Origin of the sequence: Leifsonia sp. A12D58 (genome assembly GCF_047530025.1) — a bacterium.
In the GTDB taxonomy this organism is placed as follows: Bacteria; Actinomycetota; Actinomycetes; order Actinomycetales; family Microbacteriaceae; genus Cryobacterium.
On the sequence record NZ_JBLJAT010000005.1, the window covers coordinates 143,349 to 159,709 of the forward strand.

Sequence of the window (16,361 nt, forward strand, 5' to 3'; positions counted from 1 at the left end):
ACACTCGCGGGAGGCGAGGTCAACTTAGGAAGAGGCCACCACAGAGGCTAAATCGGGACCGAACGTAAAGGTCTTCTGGACGGTGATTCCGGATAAAACTCCCGGTAACCAGTATTTCGCGTCATCCCACATCTCGTCGAGCGGGAGGGCATCAACGTCGAACCACTCGGGATTTAACTCATCGGATTCACATGGGACTCCACGGAATTCACGGGAAACGAAGACACTCGAGCCCTGGCTCCAGTCTTCCTTGTGTGGAAACAGGTAGGTCAGGTAGCCCATCGGGATGAGGTCGCCGGGGGCAACGACCAGGCCAGATTCTTCCTCGATCTCGCGCACAGCGGCATCCACCGGGCTCTCGCCCTGCTCGAGCTTGCCACCGAGTCCGACGAAGTAGCCGAGCCCCAGCCCCTTCTTTTTGCGTCCGAGCAATACCTGGAGGCGACCGTGGTCGCCGGTGCGGATGAGGTAGCTCACGCAAACCTGGGGCAAAGTCATCCGCTCATCGTAGCCCGGCGTATCGGAGATTTTCAGACGACTGGATTACGCTGACGACATGGATTTTGTGCCTGAAACTGGAACTATCACCATGTTCACCACCAGCTGGTGCGGCTACTGCACCCGTTTGAAGGGTCAACTGACAAAGGCTGGCATCGGATACAGCGAGATCAACATTGAAGAGGTAGATGGCACCGCTGAGCTCGTCATGAGCCTGAACGGTGGCAACCAGACTGTACCGACTGTCTTGTTTCCCGATGGTTCGTCTGCCACGAACCCGTCGCTCGCCGACGTCAAGGCCAAGCTGTCCTGAACCACACGCACGAACGGCACCCTGGCGACTGAACGTCAGGGTGCCGCTACGTGGCCGACCCTCTGACGAGGGCTGGGTGCCGTGTGTGAGGACTGCTTAGCCGAAGAGTACTGCAGCTTCGTCGTAACGCGCCTGCGGAACAGTCTTCAGCCCGCCGGTCGCATCGGCGATGCTGACGACATTGATGTCGGTGCCGGTGAGCGACACCATTGAACCCCAGCGCTCGTCGTAGATCGCATCGATCGCCGCCATGCCGAGTCGGGTGGCCAGCACGCGGTCGTATGCCGACGGTGCTCCGCCGCGCTGCGTGTGCCCGAGCACTGTTGCCCGTGACTCAATACCGGTGCGCTCCTCGATCATCGGCGCGATGATCTCGCTGATACCGCCGAGGCGCGGGCGGTTGAAGGCGTCGAGGCCCTTGTCGGAGTGCGGTTCTTCCATGCCTGCGAGGCGGAAACCCTCTGAGACGACGATGACCGGAGCACGGCCACGATCGCGAACGCTCTCGACCCACTCGCAGATCTGCTCGATCGTCTGCGGCTGCTCAGGGATGAGGATGGCGTGCGCGCCACCGGCCATTCCTGAGTGCAGTGCGATCCAGCCGACGTGGCGACCCATGACCTCGATCACCATGCAGCGACCGTGTGACTCGGCAGTGGTGCGGAGGCGGTCGATGGCTTCGGTGGCGATCTCGACTGCCGTATCGAAGCCGAAGGAGTAGTCAGTGGCTGCGAGGTCGTTGTCGATCGTCTTCGGCACACCGACGATCTTGAGACCGGCATCGGTCAGACGACGTGCGGCCGTGAGAGTACCCTCTCCACCGATCGCGATGACGGCATCGATGCCATGAGCATCAAGCGTGCGCTGGATGTTCTCAGGGCCGCCGTTGTCACCCTCGAATGGGTTGGTGCGGGAGCTGCCGAGGATTGTGCCGCCCTGACGCGAAAGGCCGCGGACACTGTGACGGTCGAGGGGCATGAACTCGTCTTGGACGAGACCACGCCAGCCGTTCCGGATGCCGATGAACTCGGCATCGTGTACACGCACGCCCTTCAGGACCGCACCACGGATGACTGCATTGAGACCTGGGCAGTCGCCACCACTGGTGAGGATACCGATTTTCATTTCTGACGCTCCTTCATGCATCGAAACAATCACGGCGTCTTCACCGTCTACACATCATGGGGGGCATCGGCGCCCAGACTCAAATCGATTCGTCGGTCGAGACCCGCCAGAGTCTCGACCGACGATTTTTACAAGTCTCCGTCGAGCGCCTGTGTGAGCAGGTAGACAAGCGCGCTGGCCTGCACCGAATCGGCGGACGAAACTTCTTCTTCCGAACCGTCGAGCGCGCGGGCAGCCAGACCCTGCTTGCTGCCGATCAGCTCGGCGATTCTGGCGTCGATGGTGTGCGCCGCGATGATCCGCCAGGCAGTGACAGGCTCGTCCTGACCGATGCGGTGTACGCGGTCAATTGCCTGGGTCTGCTCTGCAGCTGTCCAGCTGAGCTCGGCAAGAACGACGTTCGACGCTGCCTGCAGGTTGACGCCGACACCGGCTGCGGTGAGCGAACAGACAACGACAGCGACCTCAGGGTCATTGTTGAAGGCGTCGATTGCTGCCTGTCGCTCGAGCGTCGACTGATCACCACGGATAGACACTGTACGAAGCTCGCGCTTCGCGAATGTTTCTTCAGCCTGGTCCATGACGTCGATGTGCTTGGCGAAGAAGACGACCTTACCGACAGAACGCGCCAGCTGAGCCGCGTAGTCGGCGGCGAGGCCGGCCTTGGCCTGACCGATCTTGCGCACCATCGTGAAGACGTTCTCACCGGTCGTTGCGCTCTTGGAGTCTTCGAGTTCGGCGTGCGCGACAGCACGGATGAACGAAGCGCGCTGATCTTCGTCAGGCACCATCTTCCTGCCGCCGGTCGAGCGTGCTGTGACCAGTGCGTTGTAACGGATGACGAGCCTGGCAGCGAGTTCGCGTTCGGCCTGACGGATCGAGCGACCGAGGTCGTCGTCGAGCTCGACGGGCAGGTCGGCGATGCGCTTGGCCGGCAGGTCTGCCGCGACGTCGACCTTACGGCGCCGGACGATGCCCATGTCGATGACTGCCGCACGTGCCTCGGCATAGAAACCGAGGTCTGCCGGGGTCAGCCCGGTCGCCTCGAGCTTGGCCATCAGCTTTGCCGTCGGCTTGTCTCCATCGATCCAGCCGAGGAATTGCCAGATGGCCCTGAAGTCATCAACATCGTTGATGAGCGGGGTGCCGGTCAGCGCCATCAGCAGCGGGTTTCCACCCGGTGTGCGGCGGCGGATCTGCTCGGCCAGTGACAACACGTGCTTTGACCGCTGCGACTGCAAGTTCTTGATGAAGTGCGCCTCGTCGACGACCATGCCCTTGAAGCCGAGAGTTCCGAGCCAGGCCAGGTGCCGATCCAGCACGTCGTAGTTCACGACAACGACGTCTGCGAAGGCGTCGAGGGTATCGCCATCTCCGTGGATGACAGTTGCCCTCCGGTGCGGAGTCCACAGTTCGACCTCACGCGCCCAGTTCATCTTGACGACGTTGGGCACGATGGCGAGCAATGGATATGAGTTGGTGACGGATGCCGCGAGCAAGCTCTGCGCCGTCTTGCCCAGCCCTGGCTCGTCGGCGAGCAGGTAGCTGCGGTGGCCGAGCCTGGCGCTCTCGACGAAGCGAGCCTGGTGGCGCATCAGCTCCATGCCGGCCGGCGCGAGGCGATCGATCGGCGGCGCTTCGGGCAGATCCATGCTGGCTGCTTGTCCGCCTGCGCCGTATTCAAACGACTTGAAGAGCGGACCGAGAAGTTCCCAGTTGGCCAGTCGGCGAACCGGCACGACGGGCGCGGGGGCAGCCGCGCTGAAATCGGGCGCGAGGAACGGGTTCGCGAGCGCCCTGGCCTTGACCGACTGTGGGATGACCTGGTTGACGTTGACCGGCACCTCTGGTTTGGCTTCGGCTTCGCGAGTGATGATCAGTTCGTCAGGGCTGAGTTCAGCGCCTGATTCAATCAGCCAGTCCCGACGGAACCTCTGCGCGACCGTCGACACTGAGGCATCCGGTTCGAGCAGGGTGATCAGGCTGGTGTCGCGTCCTGCTGTCTTCGCCAGGATCTGAGCGATACCGTCGAGGCGCTTCAGCAGCTCGGCCCGGTTGGCGTCAGTAAGTTCGGGATCGGTCTTGACCCTGGCGCGCTCTTCACGCATCAGCAGGGCGATGACCTGGTACTTCGTGCGGTTTGTCGGGCCGAGCTTGCCACTGGCCTGCGCCTTTGCCTCAACTTCGCGAACCTTGCGGGCAAGGATCGGGATGATCGGGGCATCGTCGTCGCGCGACCGCGTGCGCGGCCGATTGCGGCTACTGCCACCGCTTCCGCGGCCACTGGAACCTGACGACTGTTGGCGCGTGTATGCCATTCTTCTCCACTTCGCGGGTGTCGCTGACTGCGATCGCATCCCGCTGATTTGTTCAGCCGCGGTCAGGAATGACCGCCCCCGGCTTAGGCCACAACGTCGAAGCTGCAGACCCAACCGATACGCCGAACCCTGAATCGAGCAGCGCGTCTGTTGCATATGAATGCAACGGTTGCAGGTGAGTGCAACGGCACGGTCGAGACGGTGACCGGGTTCTCCCGGCGCGCTGCCAGTCTACGCCCGCAGCCTACAGCTCGCGTACAGGAACTTTGATCCTGATTCCGGCAATGATGAACACGATCGCAGCGATGAACTGGATCGACACCCACCCCTGCCCGTGCAGGTCGATGACGACGACCGGGTTCCAGATGATCGCGATCGGCACCAGCCCGATCAGCCACCACCAGGCCTTCGCCTGAATGGCGAAAACGCACATGATCACCGCGAGGATGCTGACCACGTAACGGACGATGATGAAGCTGCCAACGTCGAGCAGGGCGAGTCCACCGAGCAGCGCGATGGCTCCGAGCAGACCGGGCGCCAGCGCGGAACGCGTGAACGTCGGCTTCTTCGGGGTTCCGTATTCTTTAACGCCCACTAGACGCCTCCTCCTCCACCGCCGCCTCCGCCGCCTCCGACGGAACCGCCTCCACTGAATCCTGAACTTGTTGAGCTGCCGCTGCTGCCAGACCACGCCGCTGTGGTTGATGAAGCGAATGCCCCGATTCCCGTGGCAAAAAGTGCTGCGTTGAAACCGTTAGTGCCGACATACCAGTCTGGCTCGGCGTTGACCCTGGCGTAGTAGTCCCCCAGCACCTTCGACCAGTTCTTCTCGAGCCCAAAAAGCACGGCGAATGGCAGAACTCGTTCGTACAGCTTGACGATCTTGAGCTCAGAATCGGGTGCGTCGAGCCCGGGCATGGGTACAGCCGACGAGTCGATGACCGGACGATACGGCGAGGTGAGGGCACCGGCCGGGCTCTGCAATACGCGGAGCCTGTCGGCTTCTGCCAGGTCGATGTAGAGGCGCAGACCGGCCAGGTAGTCACGGAGTTCGGCTCCGGCTGCGGTCAACGGCCGCACCACGGCAGTTGCTGCGAGCGTGGCGATGAAGCCGATGACGCCGCAGAAGATCGTGAGCACAGGCCAGAGGCCGGCGACCTCTGTTGCGAAAGCGCCAATCGATCCGACGAAGGCGAGTACGAGTGAGAACACTCCCCCCGCGATCAACCAGGAGCGGAGCGCCCCGCCCTTGTGCTCCCGCAGGCCCATCGACACCACAGTCTTCCTGACCGTGGCGAGATGCTTCTGTATCTTGGCGGTTACGGTCGAGCTCGTCTTTTTCAGGTCGAGACGGGTTCCTGGCGTGAGGCCGGGCATCAGGTCGGTCAGGAGCGCGAGTTCGGCGGCCTCCAGACCATCGGCGTGTACGAGCTCAAGGATGTAGTGGCCCTTGCCCTTCGCCTCAAGCACGCGAACGTTGCCGCGCACGGCAAAGCTCAGCAGCTGGGCGGGCATCGACGTGGTTGTCACCCCCGCGATGTCTCCGGAGACCAGCAGGTTGACACCCTTTGGCGGCAGGTATTCGGCGATGATCGTCGGTCGACCTGGTGCGTTTCGCCATCTGGTCAGGCGAACGACCCACGCTGCGATCGCAGTGAGCACGGCCAAAATGCCGCCAATGAGTCCGATTGTCGGAAATGGGTTGGCTAAGAACGAATCGTCACGCGGCACGAAGGTTCCCTCGTCGAAACCGACGACGATGGTGAGGCCCTCGTGAGGCCCGAGCTCGCCGGCATCCGCTTCGAAGTTAGTGCCGCCTGCTGTCTCGGTCTTCTCGAGCGAGACGCACTGACTGCCGGAAGACGCCGAACCCTGGAAGCAGGACGCCTGGCCGTTCAGCGCGTCGGCGAGCGCGGCATCCATCGACAGGGTTGCTGTCACCGAACCGAACGGCTGTGCCCAGCCGGTTCCGTTGACTTCCCAGTAGAACTCGTTGTCAGCGGCGTCGTCGGGAAAGAGCGTGACGTTTCGCTGCGTGTAAGTGATGACATAGGTCTGGGCGCCGTGCACGTAATCATCCGCGGCGATGGTGATCTCGAGAAACTCTCCGTCATCATCAGACGTCTCGGCATCATAATTGCGGGCGCTACCTGTCTCATCGGTGACGCTGACGATGTCGATGTCAGTGGTGTGACCGTCGTAATGCGTGGGGATCGCGCGCCTGATCCCGCGGTTCTGGTCGAAGTCGGGGAAGTCGGCGACGATCGTCTCTGTCGTGGTGAGCGTTGACCGACCGTCGGCATCCCTGCCGAGCACAAGATCGGAGTGCCACGAGGAGAAGGTGAAATCATCAGTGCCTGTCGCAACGATGCCTGCGGCAACGACGGAAGCATTCACCGTCGCGCGGTTGACAACGCTGCTGTGGGCGGCAGCGTCGTGGCCGACCGCCTGCGCGGTCGTCGGGGCGATCAGGGCCAGCAGTGAAAATGTCACCGCGATGGCGCTCGCGATGAACCCGGTACGTCGACGCATCCCTCAAGACTACCGAGCCGCAGAGTGCCTTCCGGCCGCGCAGATCACGCGGTAACCCGGTGTGCAGATACCCGGCACTAATACCCCTCATGGGTATTCTTATCACCCGCTATTGTTTAGAAATGATTGAAGACATCAAGAGGCGCGCCCTTCATCGCACTCGCATCCTTGAGGGTCAGTTGCGTGGCCTCGAGAAGATGATTGAGAACGAGGACTACTGTGTCGATATCCTCACGCAGTCGCTTGCCATTCAGAAGTCACTTGGCTCACTGAGCAAGCTCATGGTCGAGAACCACCTGAAAACACACATCACCCACAGCTTCGAAGCGGGCGGCGAAGAACGTGACAACGCCATCGAAGAACTACTGAAGGTGTTCGAACTGACGAAGAACCGTGGCTGAGCGAGCCCCGGATCTGGACCGCGGTCCTGACGCCGCGCCTGTCTTCCGCAATCCCGGTGCTGCTGATTCAGGCTCAGCCCTGTCTTCCGCGCCAGGCGCCGCATCCATAGCCCGTTTCCAGACGCTGCTTCGCATTCCAACGATGTCGAGGCTCGACGAGACAACCACCGACTGGGCGCAGTTCGACAGGTTCATTGCCACACTGCCCGAGCTGTACCCGGCGCTGCACTCCACGCTCACGCGTGAGATCGTCGCCGAACATTCACTGCTCTATCGATGGGCCGGACGTTCAGCGGATGACCCCACGGTTCTGATGGCCCACTACGACGTCGTTTCTGCGACCGATGAGGACTGGGTGCACCCACCGTTTGCCGCCGAGCTCGTCGGAGAGGGCGACGAGCAGCTGATCTGGGCTCGCGGAACCCTCGACGACAAGGGCGCACTCGTCGCCGTCCTAGAGGCAGTCGAAGCCCAGGTGCTCGCCGGCTACCAGCCGGAACGCGACATCTACCTCAGCTTCGGACACAACGAGGAGACGACAGGCACGGGCGCATCGACGATCGTCGATCTGCTGCAGAGCCGTGGCATCCGCCCTGGCCTTGTCATCGACGAGGGCGGTGCTGTCGTACAGAACGTCTTCCCCGGCGTCAGTAAGCCGATCGCCATCGTCGGCGTCTGCGAAAAGGGCATCACCAGCGTCATCCTCACTGTCGAGCAGGCTGGCGGACATGCGTCGACCCCTCCACGGATGGCGGCACCTGTACGTCTGGCTCGCGCCATCACCCGGCTGAATGCTCGTCCGTTCCCCGCTGGACTCACCGCGACAAACTTCGAGATGATCACGACTCTGGGTGCCCACGCCACCGGCATCCTGCGTTTCGTGTTCGAACGCGCATCGCTGTTCCGCGTGCCGCTTGCCCTTCTGCTCAGCCGGATGAGCGACGAGTCACGTGCCATCGTGCGCACGACAGCGGTCGTGACCCAGCTCAGTGGCGCGCAGGCGACGAACGCCCTCGCTGAGAATGCTCAGGCGGTCGTCAACGTGCGCATCGCTCAGGGGTCGAGCGTCGAGCAGATGATGAAGCACGTCACCAAGGCCATCAGAGATCCCAAGGTGCGCATTGAGGCCGAGAACGCGAATGAGCCGTCGGCGGTTTCGCCGACAACGGGTCGGGCCTGGGAGCTGGTTTCTCGCAGCATCGAGGCAACATACCCCGATACCGTCGTCTCGCCGTACGTGATGCTGGGCGCCAGCGACGGTCGCCACTTCACCCGGATCAGCGACCACGTTTACAGGTTCAGTCCGTTTGAAATGAGCGGTGAGGAACGCGGAACACTGCATGCGGTCAACGAACGCATCAGGGTCGCGACCTTCCTGCGCGGCATCGAGTTCTACAAGCGCATGATCGGGGCCAGCTGAAGCTGATTCAGCCGCCCCCGATCACGAGCAACGCGCACTCCGGCTGTGCGCTCAAGCGGCGACCTACTCAGTCGGGGCGAGCACCTCGTCTGCATGTTCCTTGACGAAAGCCAATGCAGTCTCAGCGACCTCTTTCCAGCCGTGGTCGATGGTGAGTGAGTGGCCGCGACCCGGCATCTCGATGATCTCGGTGAGATTGGGGTTGTGCTTCTTCTGCAGCTTGAAGCTCGCGTTGGCGATTTCCCATGGCACTGTGTGGTCTTTCTCCCCCGAAATGATGAGGAGTGGTCCTCGCTCGGGGTTCTTGGTGTCAACCTTGGCCTCACTGAACGGGTTGAGGTTGGCTGTGGCCGCCTGGAACAGCGGCACACCCGCTGCAGGCACGTGAAATTCTTCGTACAACGCGCGGGCTTCGTCTTCTTCGAGGGCATTCGCCCAGCCATAGGTGAACTGTTCGAAGGTGAGCGAAACCGCCTTGCCCGCGTTGCCAGGGTGGGCCAGTACCGGCGACGCCGACTTCAGCGAGGACAGCGGTAGCGGCAGCACACCTCTGAACGGTGCAGGGTCGACGGCGACAGTCACAGCCGATGCACCTTCTCCTGCGATTCGCTGCGCGATGAGCCCTCCGAATGAGTGGCCGATGATCGCCGGTTTAATGGCGAGCTCTCCGATAGCGTCCAAATAGTGAGCGGTGACCTGCTGGATCATTTTCTTGGCGAACACCTCGGGGTCACGCTTTGCCTCGGCGACGGTCTCAGGGTCGTCCGGCCAGCCGGGGGCGATGGTCGCGAAGCCGTTCTCTTCAAAGAGCGCCCGCCAGCGGTCCCAACTGCTGGACAGCAACCACAGCCCGTGGATGAACACCACCGGTTTCAAGCCAGATTCGTTCGCCCTGACGATTTCCTGCTGCTCGTGATCTGTAATTGCGTTCACAACACACTCCCATCAAATGACACCGCTCGTGAGTAAACCTCAGTGCTGGTGAGAGTAGTAGTGATAGCAGCCGCCGTGTATGCCTGCGAGTGCCTATTTCGCCAGATGTGACGATCTATTTCGTTATGATCTGGCGTTAGATGTACTGAACCGGAATCACGGAGGTCGACGTTGGTGTCTCGTAGAGCAGTTCGAGCGCCAGCTTCATCTCGGCCAGCCAGACGGCGTAGCCCGCGTCATTCAAGTGCAGTCTGTCTTCGGAAAATCCCTCGCTGATCTCGCCATCTGGATCGGCAAGCATCGGCCACAAATCGAGGTATCCGGCGTGCAGGGTAGGGGCAAATTGCCGGATGTGCCGATTGATAGAGCGGATCACGTCGACGTGATCACGTTCACGAGGGGGAATCGACTGCGCCAGGATTCGTGTGTCTGGCAGTTGCTTGCGCAGCCTGTACAGGATCGTCTCGACATTGCGGACGATGTACTCGTCTGACCGCCGCCAGCCGACGTCGTTGGTACCGATCTGCACAATGACGGCGTTCGGTTCGAGTTCGCTGACCTGCTGCAATCTCAGGAGCAGGGCATCGGTAGTCTCACCGCTCACGCCGAAATTGTGCACGTTGAACTCAGGAAACCATTCGTCCCAGCGACCGCCGGACGTCAGGCCATCTCCGATAAACACAAGTGAGTCAGTCATGAGGCCTCCTCATCCATCATGCCTCGAACGCTGCGCGCGCGAAAGGATTCACAGCGGATGCGCCGAATCAGCAGACGCTGTCCGGCTAGAATCTCGCGCTGACAACGCCTCGGCCGTTGCGGTGATCCGGTTGGCCATTCCGCTGAAGATAACGCCGTGGAAGGGCAGGATCGACCACCAATACAGGCGACCGCCCAGTCCACGCGGAAAGAAAACTGCGCGTTGCCGATAGATTGAGCCGCCGTCGGCATCCGCTTCTGCCCGCATCTCCAGCCATGCCCCGCCAGGCACGCGCATTTCAGCCCGCAACCGCAACAGATGGCCACGCTCGATCTTCTCAACCCGCCAGAAGTCGAGGGCATCCCCTGTGTGCAGTTTGTCGGGGTGCACGCGCCCGCGGCGAAGGCCGACGCCACCGACGAGTTTGTCCATCCACCCGCGCACAGCCCAGGCCAGCGGGAACGAATACCAACCGTTCTCTCCACCGATGCTCTCGATGACGCGCCACAGGTCTGCTGGCTTGGCTTTGGTGTGGCGCTCCTTGATGTCGGTGTAGACGAGGTGACCCGACCAGTCGGGGTCACTCGGCAGCGGATCGGCGGGTGCTCCCACGATCGATGCGTTCTGCCAGCTCGTCTCGACCTGGCCGTCACTCATCTTGCCGAGAGCCAGACGCACTGCCCGCCGGTATGGAGTCAGCCCGCCATCCGGCTGTGGAATGTAGTCGTCGATGTCGTGTTCGTGCATGACGCAGTCGTACTGCAACGACGCGATGATCGGCACGGCCAGACTGCGCGGAATCGGGGTGACCAGGTTCACCCACTGGGAGGCAAGCCACGGTGTCAGCACAGGGAGCGCGGCGATCGGGCGCTGGTGCAGACCAGCTTCAAGGGCGTAGCCATTCATCATCTGTCCGTAGCGCAGCACATCCGGGCCACCGATGTCGAAGGTGCGGTTGACCTCAGGTGGAAGCTCGGCAGCCCCGAGCAAGTAGTAGAGCACGTCGCGCACGGCAATGGGCTGGATGCGATTACGCACCCATTTGGGAGCAGGCATGTACGGCAGCACGTCGGTGAGGTGTCGGATCATCTCGAACGAGGTCGATCCTGACCCGATGACCACACCCGCCTGCAGTGCGACTGTGGGAACACCCGAGTCGAGCAGGATTCGGCCGACCTCGGCTCGAGAGCGCAGGTGAGGAGACAGCTTGGGCGCATCGGGGTGCAGTCCGCCCAGATACACGATGCGAGACACCCCGGCCTCCTTCGCAGCGCGGGCGACGTTGCGGGCCGCGAGCTGCTCCATCCGCTCAAAGTCGCCGCCGCTTGTCATGGAGTGCACGAGGTAATAGAGCACGTCGACACCCTCACAGGCCTGGCGAACCGATTCCAGATCGGTGAGGTCTCCCTGGGCGATCTCGACATCCGCTGCCCACGGCACATCGGTCAGTCGTTGTGGCGACCGCACCAGCACGCGAACGTCGTATCCGGCTTCAAGTAGGCGCGGGACGAGTCGCCCCCCGATATAACCTGTCGCACCCGTGACGAGAACTCGGCGTCTGCTCATCACCTCAGACTACGGTTGCGCGGCCCCTTGCACCCGGAACTCTGCCGGAATGCACAGTGACCGCGCCAGTTCTGGCGCGGTCACGAGGTGGTGCTGGTAGTGCGTGGTGCTGGTGTTAGATCAGCGCCTTGGTGTGCCACACGGTCTTGGTCTCGGTGAGCGCGACGATCCGGTCGATGGATGGGGATGCGGCATCCGGTCCGTTCTCCGGCGCGATGACGCGCTTGAGGGTGTCTGCTGCTGCGATCTGCAGGTCGACCCAGTCAAGTGCGCCTGCCCCCGTGAGGTCGAGTGCGTTCACGTCGGCGTGGCTGGCGAGCCAGGGAGCCATCTCGGCCGGCGAACCGGTGAGTATGTTCACGACGCCACCGGGAACATCGCTGGTGGCGAGCACCTCGGAGAGGCTGATGGCCGAGAGCGGCATCGCCTCGTTGGCGATCACGACGACGGTGTTGCCGGAGACAAGTGCAGGGGCAACGACGCTGACGAGTCCAAGCAGTGAGCCAGCGCCCTGCGGCGCGACGATGGCCACAACACCTGTGGGCTCTGGCACCGACAGGTTGAAGTACGGGCCTGACACCGGGTTGGCGTTGCCCGCGACCTGTACGTACTTGTCAGCCCAGCCGGCGTACCAGACCCAGCGGTCGATGGCAGCATCGACCTGCTCGGCGGCGACGGACGCGGTGACACCCTCCGAGTGCATGATCTCGTCGACGAACTGTGCGCGACGACCCTCGAGCAATTCGGCGATGCGGTACAGCACCTGGCCACGGTTGTACGCGGTGCTTCCTGCCCAGCCGCTACCCGCCGAGCGGGCTGCGACGACTGCATCACGGGCATCCTTGCGCGAAGCCAGCGCAGCGTTGGCGAGGAACTCACCCGAGCGGCTGGTGATCTCGTACACGCGGCCGGACTCGCTGCGCGGGAACTTACCGCCGATGTAGAGCTTGTAGGTCTTGGGGACGGCGAGGCGGGTCACTTGGTGGCCTTCTTTCCTGCTGCTGACTTCTCTGAGGTCTTGTCTGCGGTCTTCTTGGTTGCTGCTTCGCCTTCGACAGCCTTCTGCGTCGCTGCGTCGCCCGCAACCGCTGCCTGATCGCGCACAAGCGCGGGCCGAGCGGATGCCGACTTCAGGTAGGCGGACAGGCCCTGCTTGCCGCCTTCGCGTCCGTAGCCGGATTCCTTGTAGCCGCCGAACGGGCTGGCCGGGTCGAACTTGTTGAAGGTGTTAGCCCAGATCACGCCGGCACGCAGCTTGTCGGCAACGGCAAGGATGCGGCTGCCCTTGTCTGACCAGATTCCGGCAGACAGGCCGTACGGGGTGTTGTTCGCCTTGGCGATTGCCTCGGCCGGCGTACGGAAGGTGAGCACAGACAACACAGGTCCGAAGATCTCGTCCCTGGCGATGCGGTGGCTCGTCGAGACGTTCGTGAAGATCGTCGGGGCGAACCAGAACCCGTTCTCGGGGATCGCGCAGTCGGCGCTCCAACGCTCGGCGCCTTCCTGCTCTCCGATGTTCGACAGCTCGGTGATGCGCGCCAGCTGCTCGGCGCTGTTGATGGCACCGATGTCGGTGTTCTTGTCGAGCGGGTCGCCGAGACGGAGGGTGGACATCCGCTCCTTGAGACGGTCGACGACCTCGTCGTGGATCGATTCCTGCACAAGCAGACGGCTGCCTGCGCAGCAGACCTGGCCCTGGTTGAAGAAGATACCGTTCACGATGCCCTCGATGGCCTGGTCGATTGGAGCATCGTCGAAGACGATGTTCGCGGCCTTGCCACCGAGCTCGAGGGTGATCTTCTTGTCGGTGCCGGCAACGGAGCGAGCGATGGCCCGGCCGACTGCCGTTGATCCGGTGAAGGCAACCTTGTTGACGTCCGGGTGGTTGACGAGCAGCTGCCCTGTGTCTCCCGCGCCGGTGATGATGTTGACGACGCCCTCTGGCACACCGGCCTGCTGCACGATCTCAGCGAAGAGCAGTGCGGTGAGCGAGGTAGTCTCTGCGGGCTTCAGCACGACGGTGTTACCCGCGGCCAATGCCGGCGCGATCTTCCAGGCCAGCATCAGCAGCGGGAAGTTCCACGGGATGACCTGGGCTGCCACACCGAGCGATGACGGGTTCGGGCCGAGGCCTGCGTGGTCGAGCTTGTCTGCCCAGCCGGCGTAGTAGAAGAACCACGCGGCGACCAGGGGCACGTCGACATCCCGGCTCTCCTTGATGGGCTTGCCGTTGTCGAGGCTCTCGGCGACGGCGAGCTCGCGGGCCCGCTCCTGCACGAGGCGAGCGATGCGGAACAGGTACTTGCCGCGGTCGCTGCCGGACAGCTTCGACCAGACGGTGTCGTGGGCCAGGCGGGCAGCGGCGACGGCGGCGTCGACATCCGCTGCATTGGCGTTGCTGATCATGGCGATCTGCTTCTCGGTTGCCGGAGAGATGGTGGCGAACGGTGTGCCGCGACCGGCGACGAACTCGCCGTTGATGAAGAGGCCGTAGTCGCTGCGGAGATTCAGGATCGCCTGCGACTCGGGCGCCGGGGCGTAGTCGAGAAAGTTCATATGGAGGAGTCCTTAGTCAATCGTCACGTAGTCGGAGCCGGAGTAGTGCCCGGTCGTCATCTTCTGGCGCTGCAGCAGCACATCGTTGAGCAGGCTCGACGCACCGAAACGGAACAGGTGCGGCTGGAGCCACTCTTCTCCGACGGTCTCGGCGACGGCCACGAGGTACTTGATCGCATCCTTGGAGGTGCGGATGCCGCCGGCCGGCTTCACGCCGATCTTTTCGCCGGTGAGGCGGTGCCAGTCGCGGACGACTTCGAGCATCGACAGGGTGACGGGCAGAGTGGCGGCCGGTGCGACCTTGCCCGTCGAGGTCTTGATGAAGTCTCCCCCAGCGAGGATGGCCAGCCAGGATGCGCGGCGCACGTTGTCGTAGGTGTTCAGTTCGCCGGTCTCGAGGATGACCTTGAGGTGGGCGTAGCTGCCGTCGGCGCGCTTGCAGGCTTCCTTCACTGCGACGATCTGGTCGAAGACCTCACCGTATCGGCCAGACAGGAAAGCGCCGCGGTCGATGACCATGTCGATCTCGTCTGCGCCGGAGGCGACGGCATCCGCTGTGTCTGCCAGTTTGATGGCGAGCGATGCGCGGCCGCTCGGGAAGGCGGTGGCCACTGCTGCGACGTTGATGCCGCTGTCGGTACCGGCCGAGTGGGCAGAACCGAGCGCTTCGACGGCGTACGGAACCATGTCGCCGTACACACACACGGCTGCAACGCGCGGGCAGCTCGGGTCTGACGGGTCGGGCATGAGTGCCTTGCCGACGAGCGAGCGCACCTTGCCTGGGGTGTCTGCACCCTCGAGCGTGGTGAGGTCGATCAGGCGGATGATCGTGTCGAGTGCCCAGCGCTTCGAGGTGGTCTTGATCGAGCGGGTACCGAGGGCTGCTGCACGTTGTTCGAGGCCGACAGCGTCGACTCCCGGGATGCCGTGCAGGTAGCGGCGCAGGTTCGCATCCGTTGCCTCGCCTCCCAGAAGCGTCAGTGTGCGCTCCCTGGTGGCCAATTGACTGCTTGTCATGAGTTTCCCTTGCGGTTGTGATCGTTCAGAATTGCGTTCGCTGTCTCTTCGTCTGTCACCAGAACTGTGCAGAGACCGCTGCGCACGATGGCCTGGGCGACCGCGTGCTTGTTGCTGCCAGCGATGACGGCGATTGCCGTCTTCGCGCGTCGCAGCTGTTCGAGCTGAATGCCGACGGTGCGCTCATCAAGCGCGGGATCGACGATGTTGCCGTTGCTGTCGATGTAGCGTCCGACGATGTCGCCGACAGCTCCCTTGCGCACGAGCTCACTCACTTGCTCGGTGGTCAAGTAGCCGCTGTCGACGAGCGCCGAGTTTTCGTCGGCCTGACCGGCGCTGTACAGGTAAGCGGATGCGCTCGTTCCCATGTCGAGGACGGCCGCGACTGCGCGGTCGCCTTCGATCGCCTGCTTGGTCTCGAGTCGTTCAAGGATGGCTGGGCTCGGCAGCAGCGTCGCTGCACCCATCGCCTTCTGCGCGATGGTGACTGCAGTCGTGGCTGCGGTTCCCGCGCGCTTATTGAGGCTCACGCCTCCGTTGATCTGCACGACGTTGACCCCGGGCGCCCAGCCCTGCTTGAGGTGAAGCGAGACCTCATGCAGGGTACGACCCCAGCTGATACCGAGGGTGCGCGGAATCGGACGCAGGCTCGTGAGGTAGTCGGCCGCGGCTTGGGCGGTGCGGGACTGCAGTTCGTCACCCGAAACGCCGGCGGATGACACCACGATCGCGTCGGACAGGCCCGTCACCTCGCGGAGACGGCGTTCGACAGGCAGGCGTCTGGCCCGTGGGTGAACGATTTCGATTCTGATGAAGCCGCTGGCCTTCGCCTGGGCGAGCAAGCGCCCGACCTTCCAGCGGGTGAGCCGAAGAATCGACCCGATCTCATCCTGAGTCTTGTTCTCTTCGTAGTACAGCTCAGCCGCACGGATGGACAACAACTCGTCGATTTCACTCACGCCTTGACCTCCATCCGCTGGGTGCA

15 protein-coding genes are annotated in these 16,361 nt (G+C 62.9%); 3 read left to right on the forward strand and 12 right to left on the reverse strand.

Features of this window, described 5'->3' with window-relative positions; genetic code table 11:
* Positions 1 to 24 precede the first annotated feature (24 nt).
* On the reverse strand, positions 25 to 498 hold the full coding sequence (locus ACMT3I_RS13220; protein ID WP_414804972.1) for an 8-oxo-dGTP diphosphatase: 474 nt from the start codon (positions 496 to 498) through the stop codon (positions 25 to 27).
* A 58-nt stretch (positions 499 to 556) separates the two neighbouring features.
* Between ACMT3I_RS13220 and ACMT3I_RS13225 the strand changes: the two genes are divergently transcribed.
* Positions 557 to 811, forward strand: a complete 255-nt coding sequence (locus ACMT3I_RS13225; RefSeq protein WP_414804973.1) for a mycoredoxin — start codon at positions 557 to 559, stop codon at positions 809 to 811.
* A gap of 96 nt (positions 812 to 907) precedes the next feature.
* On the opposite strand, the gene ACMT3I_RS13230 is transcribed toward ACMT3I_RS13225, so the two are convergent.
* From ACMT3I_RS13230 to ACMT3I_RS13245, 4 genes are all read right to left on the reverse strand, one after another.
* The gene (locus ACMT3I_RS13230; RefSeq protein WP_414804974.1) at positions 908 to 1,936 is read right to left on the reverse strand and encodes a 6-phosphofructokinase; all 1,029 of its coding nucleotides are present in this window, start codon (positions 1,934 to 1,936) and stop codon (positions 908 to 910) included.
* Between the two features lie 128 nt (positions 1,937 to 2,064).
* Positions 2,065 to 4,254 (reverse strand): DEAD/DEAH box helicase, encoded by a 2,190-nt coding sequence (locus ACMT3I_RS13235; RefSeq protein ID WP_414804975.1) that lies wholly within the window; start codon positions 4,252 to 4,254, stop codon positions 2,065 to 2,067.
* Positions 4,255 to 4,498: 244 nt separating this feature from the next.
* Positions 4,499 to 4,849, reverse strand: a complete 351-nt coding sequence (locus ACMT3I_RS13240; protein ID WP_414804976.1) for a DUF6804 family protein — start codon at positions 4,847 to 4,849, stop codon at positions 4,499 to 4,501.
* Positions 4,849 to 6,786 (reverse strand): DUF2207 domain-containing protein, encoded by a 1,938-nt coding sequence (locus ACMT3I_RS13245; protein ID WP_414804977.1) that lies wholly within the window; start codon positions 6,784 to 6,786, stop codon positions 4,849 to 4,851. Before ACMT3I_RS13245 ends, ACMT3I_RS13240 begins: the two co-directional genes overlap by 1 nt.
* 122 nt (positions 6,787 to 6,908) lie before the next feature.
* Between ACMT3I_RS13245 and ACMT3I_RS13250 the strand changes: the two genes are divergently transcribed.
* Positions 6,909 to 7,187, forward strand: coding sequence for a metal-sensitive transcriptional regulator (locus ACMT3I_RS13250; protein ID WP_414804978.1), 279 nt, complete (start codon positions 6,909 to 6,911; stop codon positions 7,185 to 7,187).
* Positions 7,180 to 8,607 carry a M20/M25/M40 family metallo-hydrolase gene (locus ACMT3I_RS13255; protein ID WP_414804979.1) on the forward strand — a complete coding sequence of 476 codons (1,428 nt, stop codon included), beginning with the start codon at positions 7,180 to 7,182 and terminating at the stop codon, positions 8,605 to 8,607. Before ACMT3I_RS13250 ends, ACMT3I_RS13255 begins: the two co-directional genes overlap by 8 nt.
* A gap of 63 nt (positions 8,608 to 8,670) precedes the next feature.
* On the opposite strand, the gene ACMT3I_RS13260 is transcribed toward ACMT3I_RS13255, so the two are convergent.
* From ACMT3I_RS13260 to ACMT3I_RS13290, 7 genes are all read right to left on the reverse strand, one after another.
* A complete protein-coding gene (locus ACMT3I_RS13260; protein WP_414804980.1) occupies positions 8,671 to 9,540 on the reverse strand; it encodes an alpha/beta fold hydrolase in 870 nt (289 codons plus the stop codon).
* Between the two features lie 136 nt (positions 9,541 to 9,676).
* The gene (locus tag ACMT3I_RS13265) at positions 9,677 to 10,237 is read right to left on the reverse strand and encodes a GDSL-type esterase/lipase family protein (protein WP_414804981.1); all 561 of its coding nucleotides are present in this window, start codon (positions 10,235 to 10,237) and stop codon (positions 9,677 to 9,679) included.
* Between the two features lie 48 nt (positions 10,238 to 10,285).
* A complete protein-coding gene (locus ACMT3I_RS13270) occupies positions 10,286 to 11,803 on the reverse strand; it encodes an SDR family oxidoreductase (RefSeq protein WP_414804982.1) in 1,518 nt (505 codons plus the stop codon).
* Positions 11,804 to 11,918: 115 nt separating this feature from the next.
* Positions 11,919 to 12,782, reverse strand: coding sequence for an aldehyde dehydrogenase family protein (locus tag ACMT3I_RS13275; protein WP_414804983.1), 864 nt, complete (start codon positions 12,780 to 12,782; stop codon positions 11,919 to 11,921).
* Complete coding sequence (locus ACMT3I_RS13280; RefSeq protein ID WP_414804984.1) at positions 12,779 to 14,359, reverse strand: aldehyde dehydrogenase family protein; 1,581 nt, start codon at positions 14,357 to 14,359, stop codon at positions 12,779 to 12,781. The genes ACMT3I_RS13275 and ACMT3I_RS13280 overlap by 4 nt, the downstream gene beginning before the upstream one ends.
* A gap of 12 nt (positions 14,360 to 14,371) precedes the next feature.
* Positions 14,372 to 15,376, reverse strand: a complete 1,005-nt coding sequence (deoC, locus tag ACMT3I_RS13285; protein WP_414804985.1) for a deoxyribose-phosphate aldolase — start codon at positions 15,374 to 15,376, stop codon at positions 14,372 to 14,374.
* A complete protein-coding gene (locus ACMT3I_RS13290; RefSeq protein WP_414804986.1) occupies positions 15,373 to 16,335 on the reverse strand; it encodes a sugar-binding transcriptional regulator in 963 nt (320 codons plus the stop codon). Before ACMT3I_RS13290 ends, deoC begins: the two co-directional genes overlap by 4 nt.
* Positions 16,336 to 16,361: the final 26 nt, after the last annotated feature.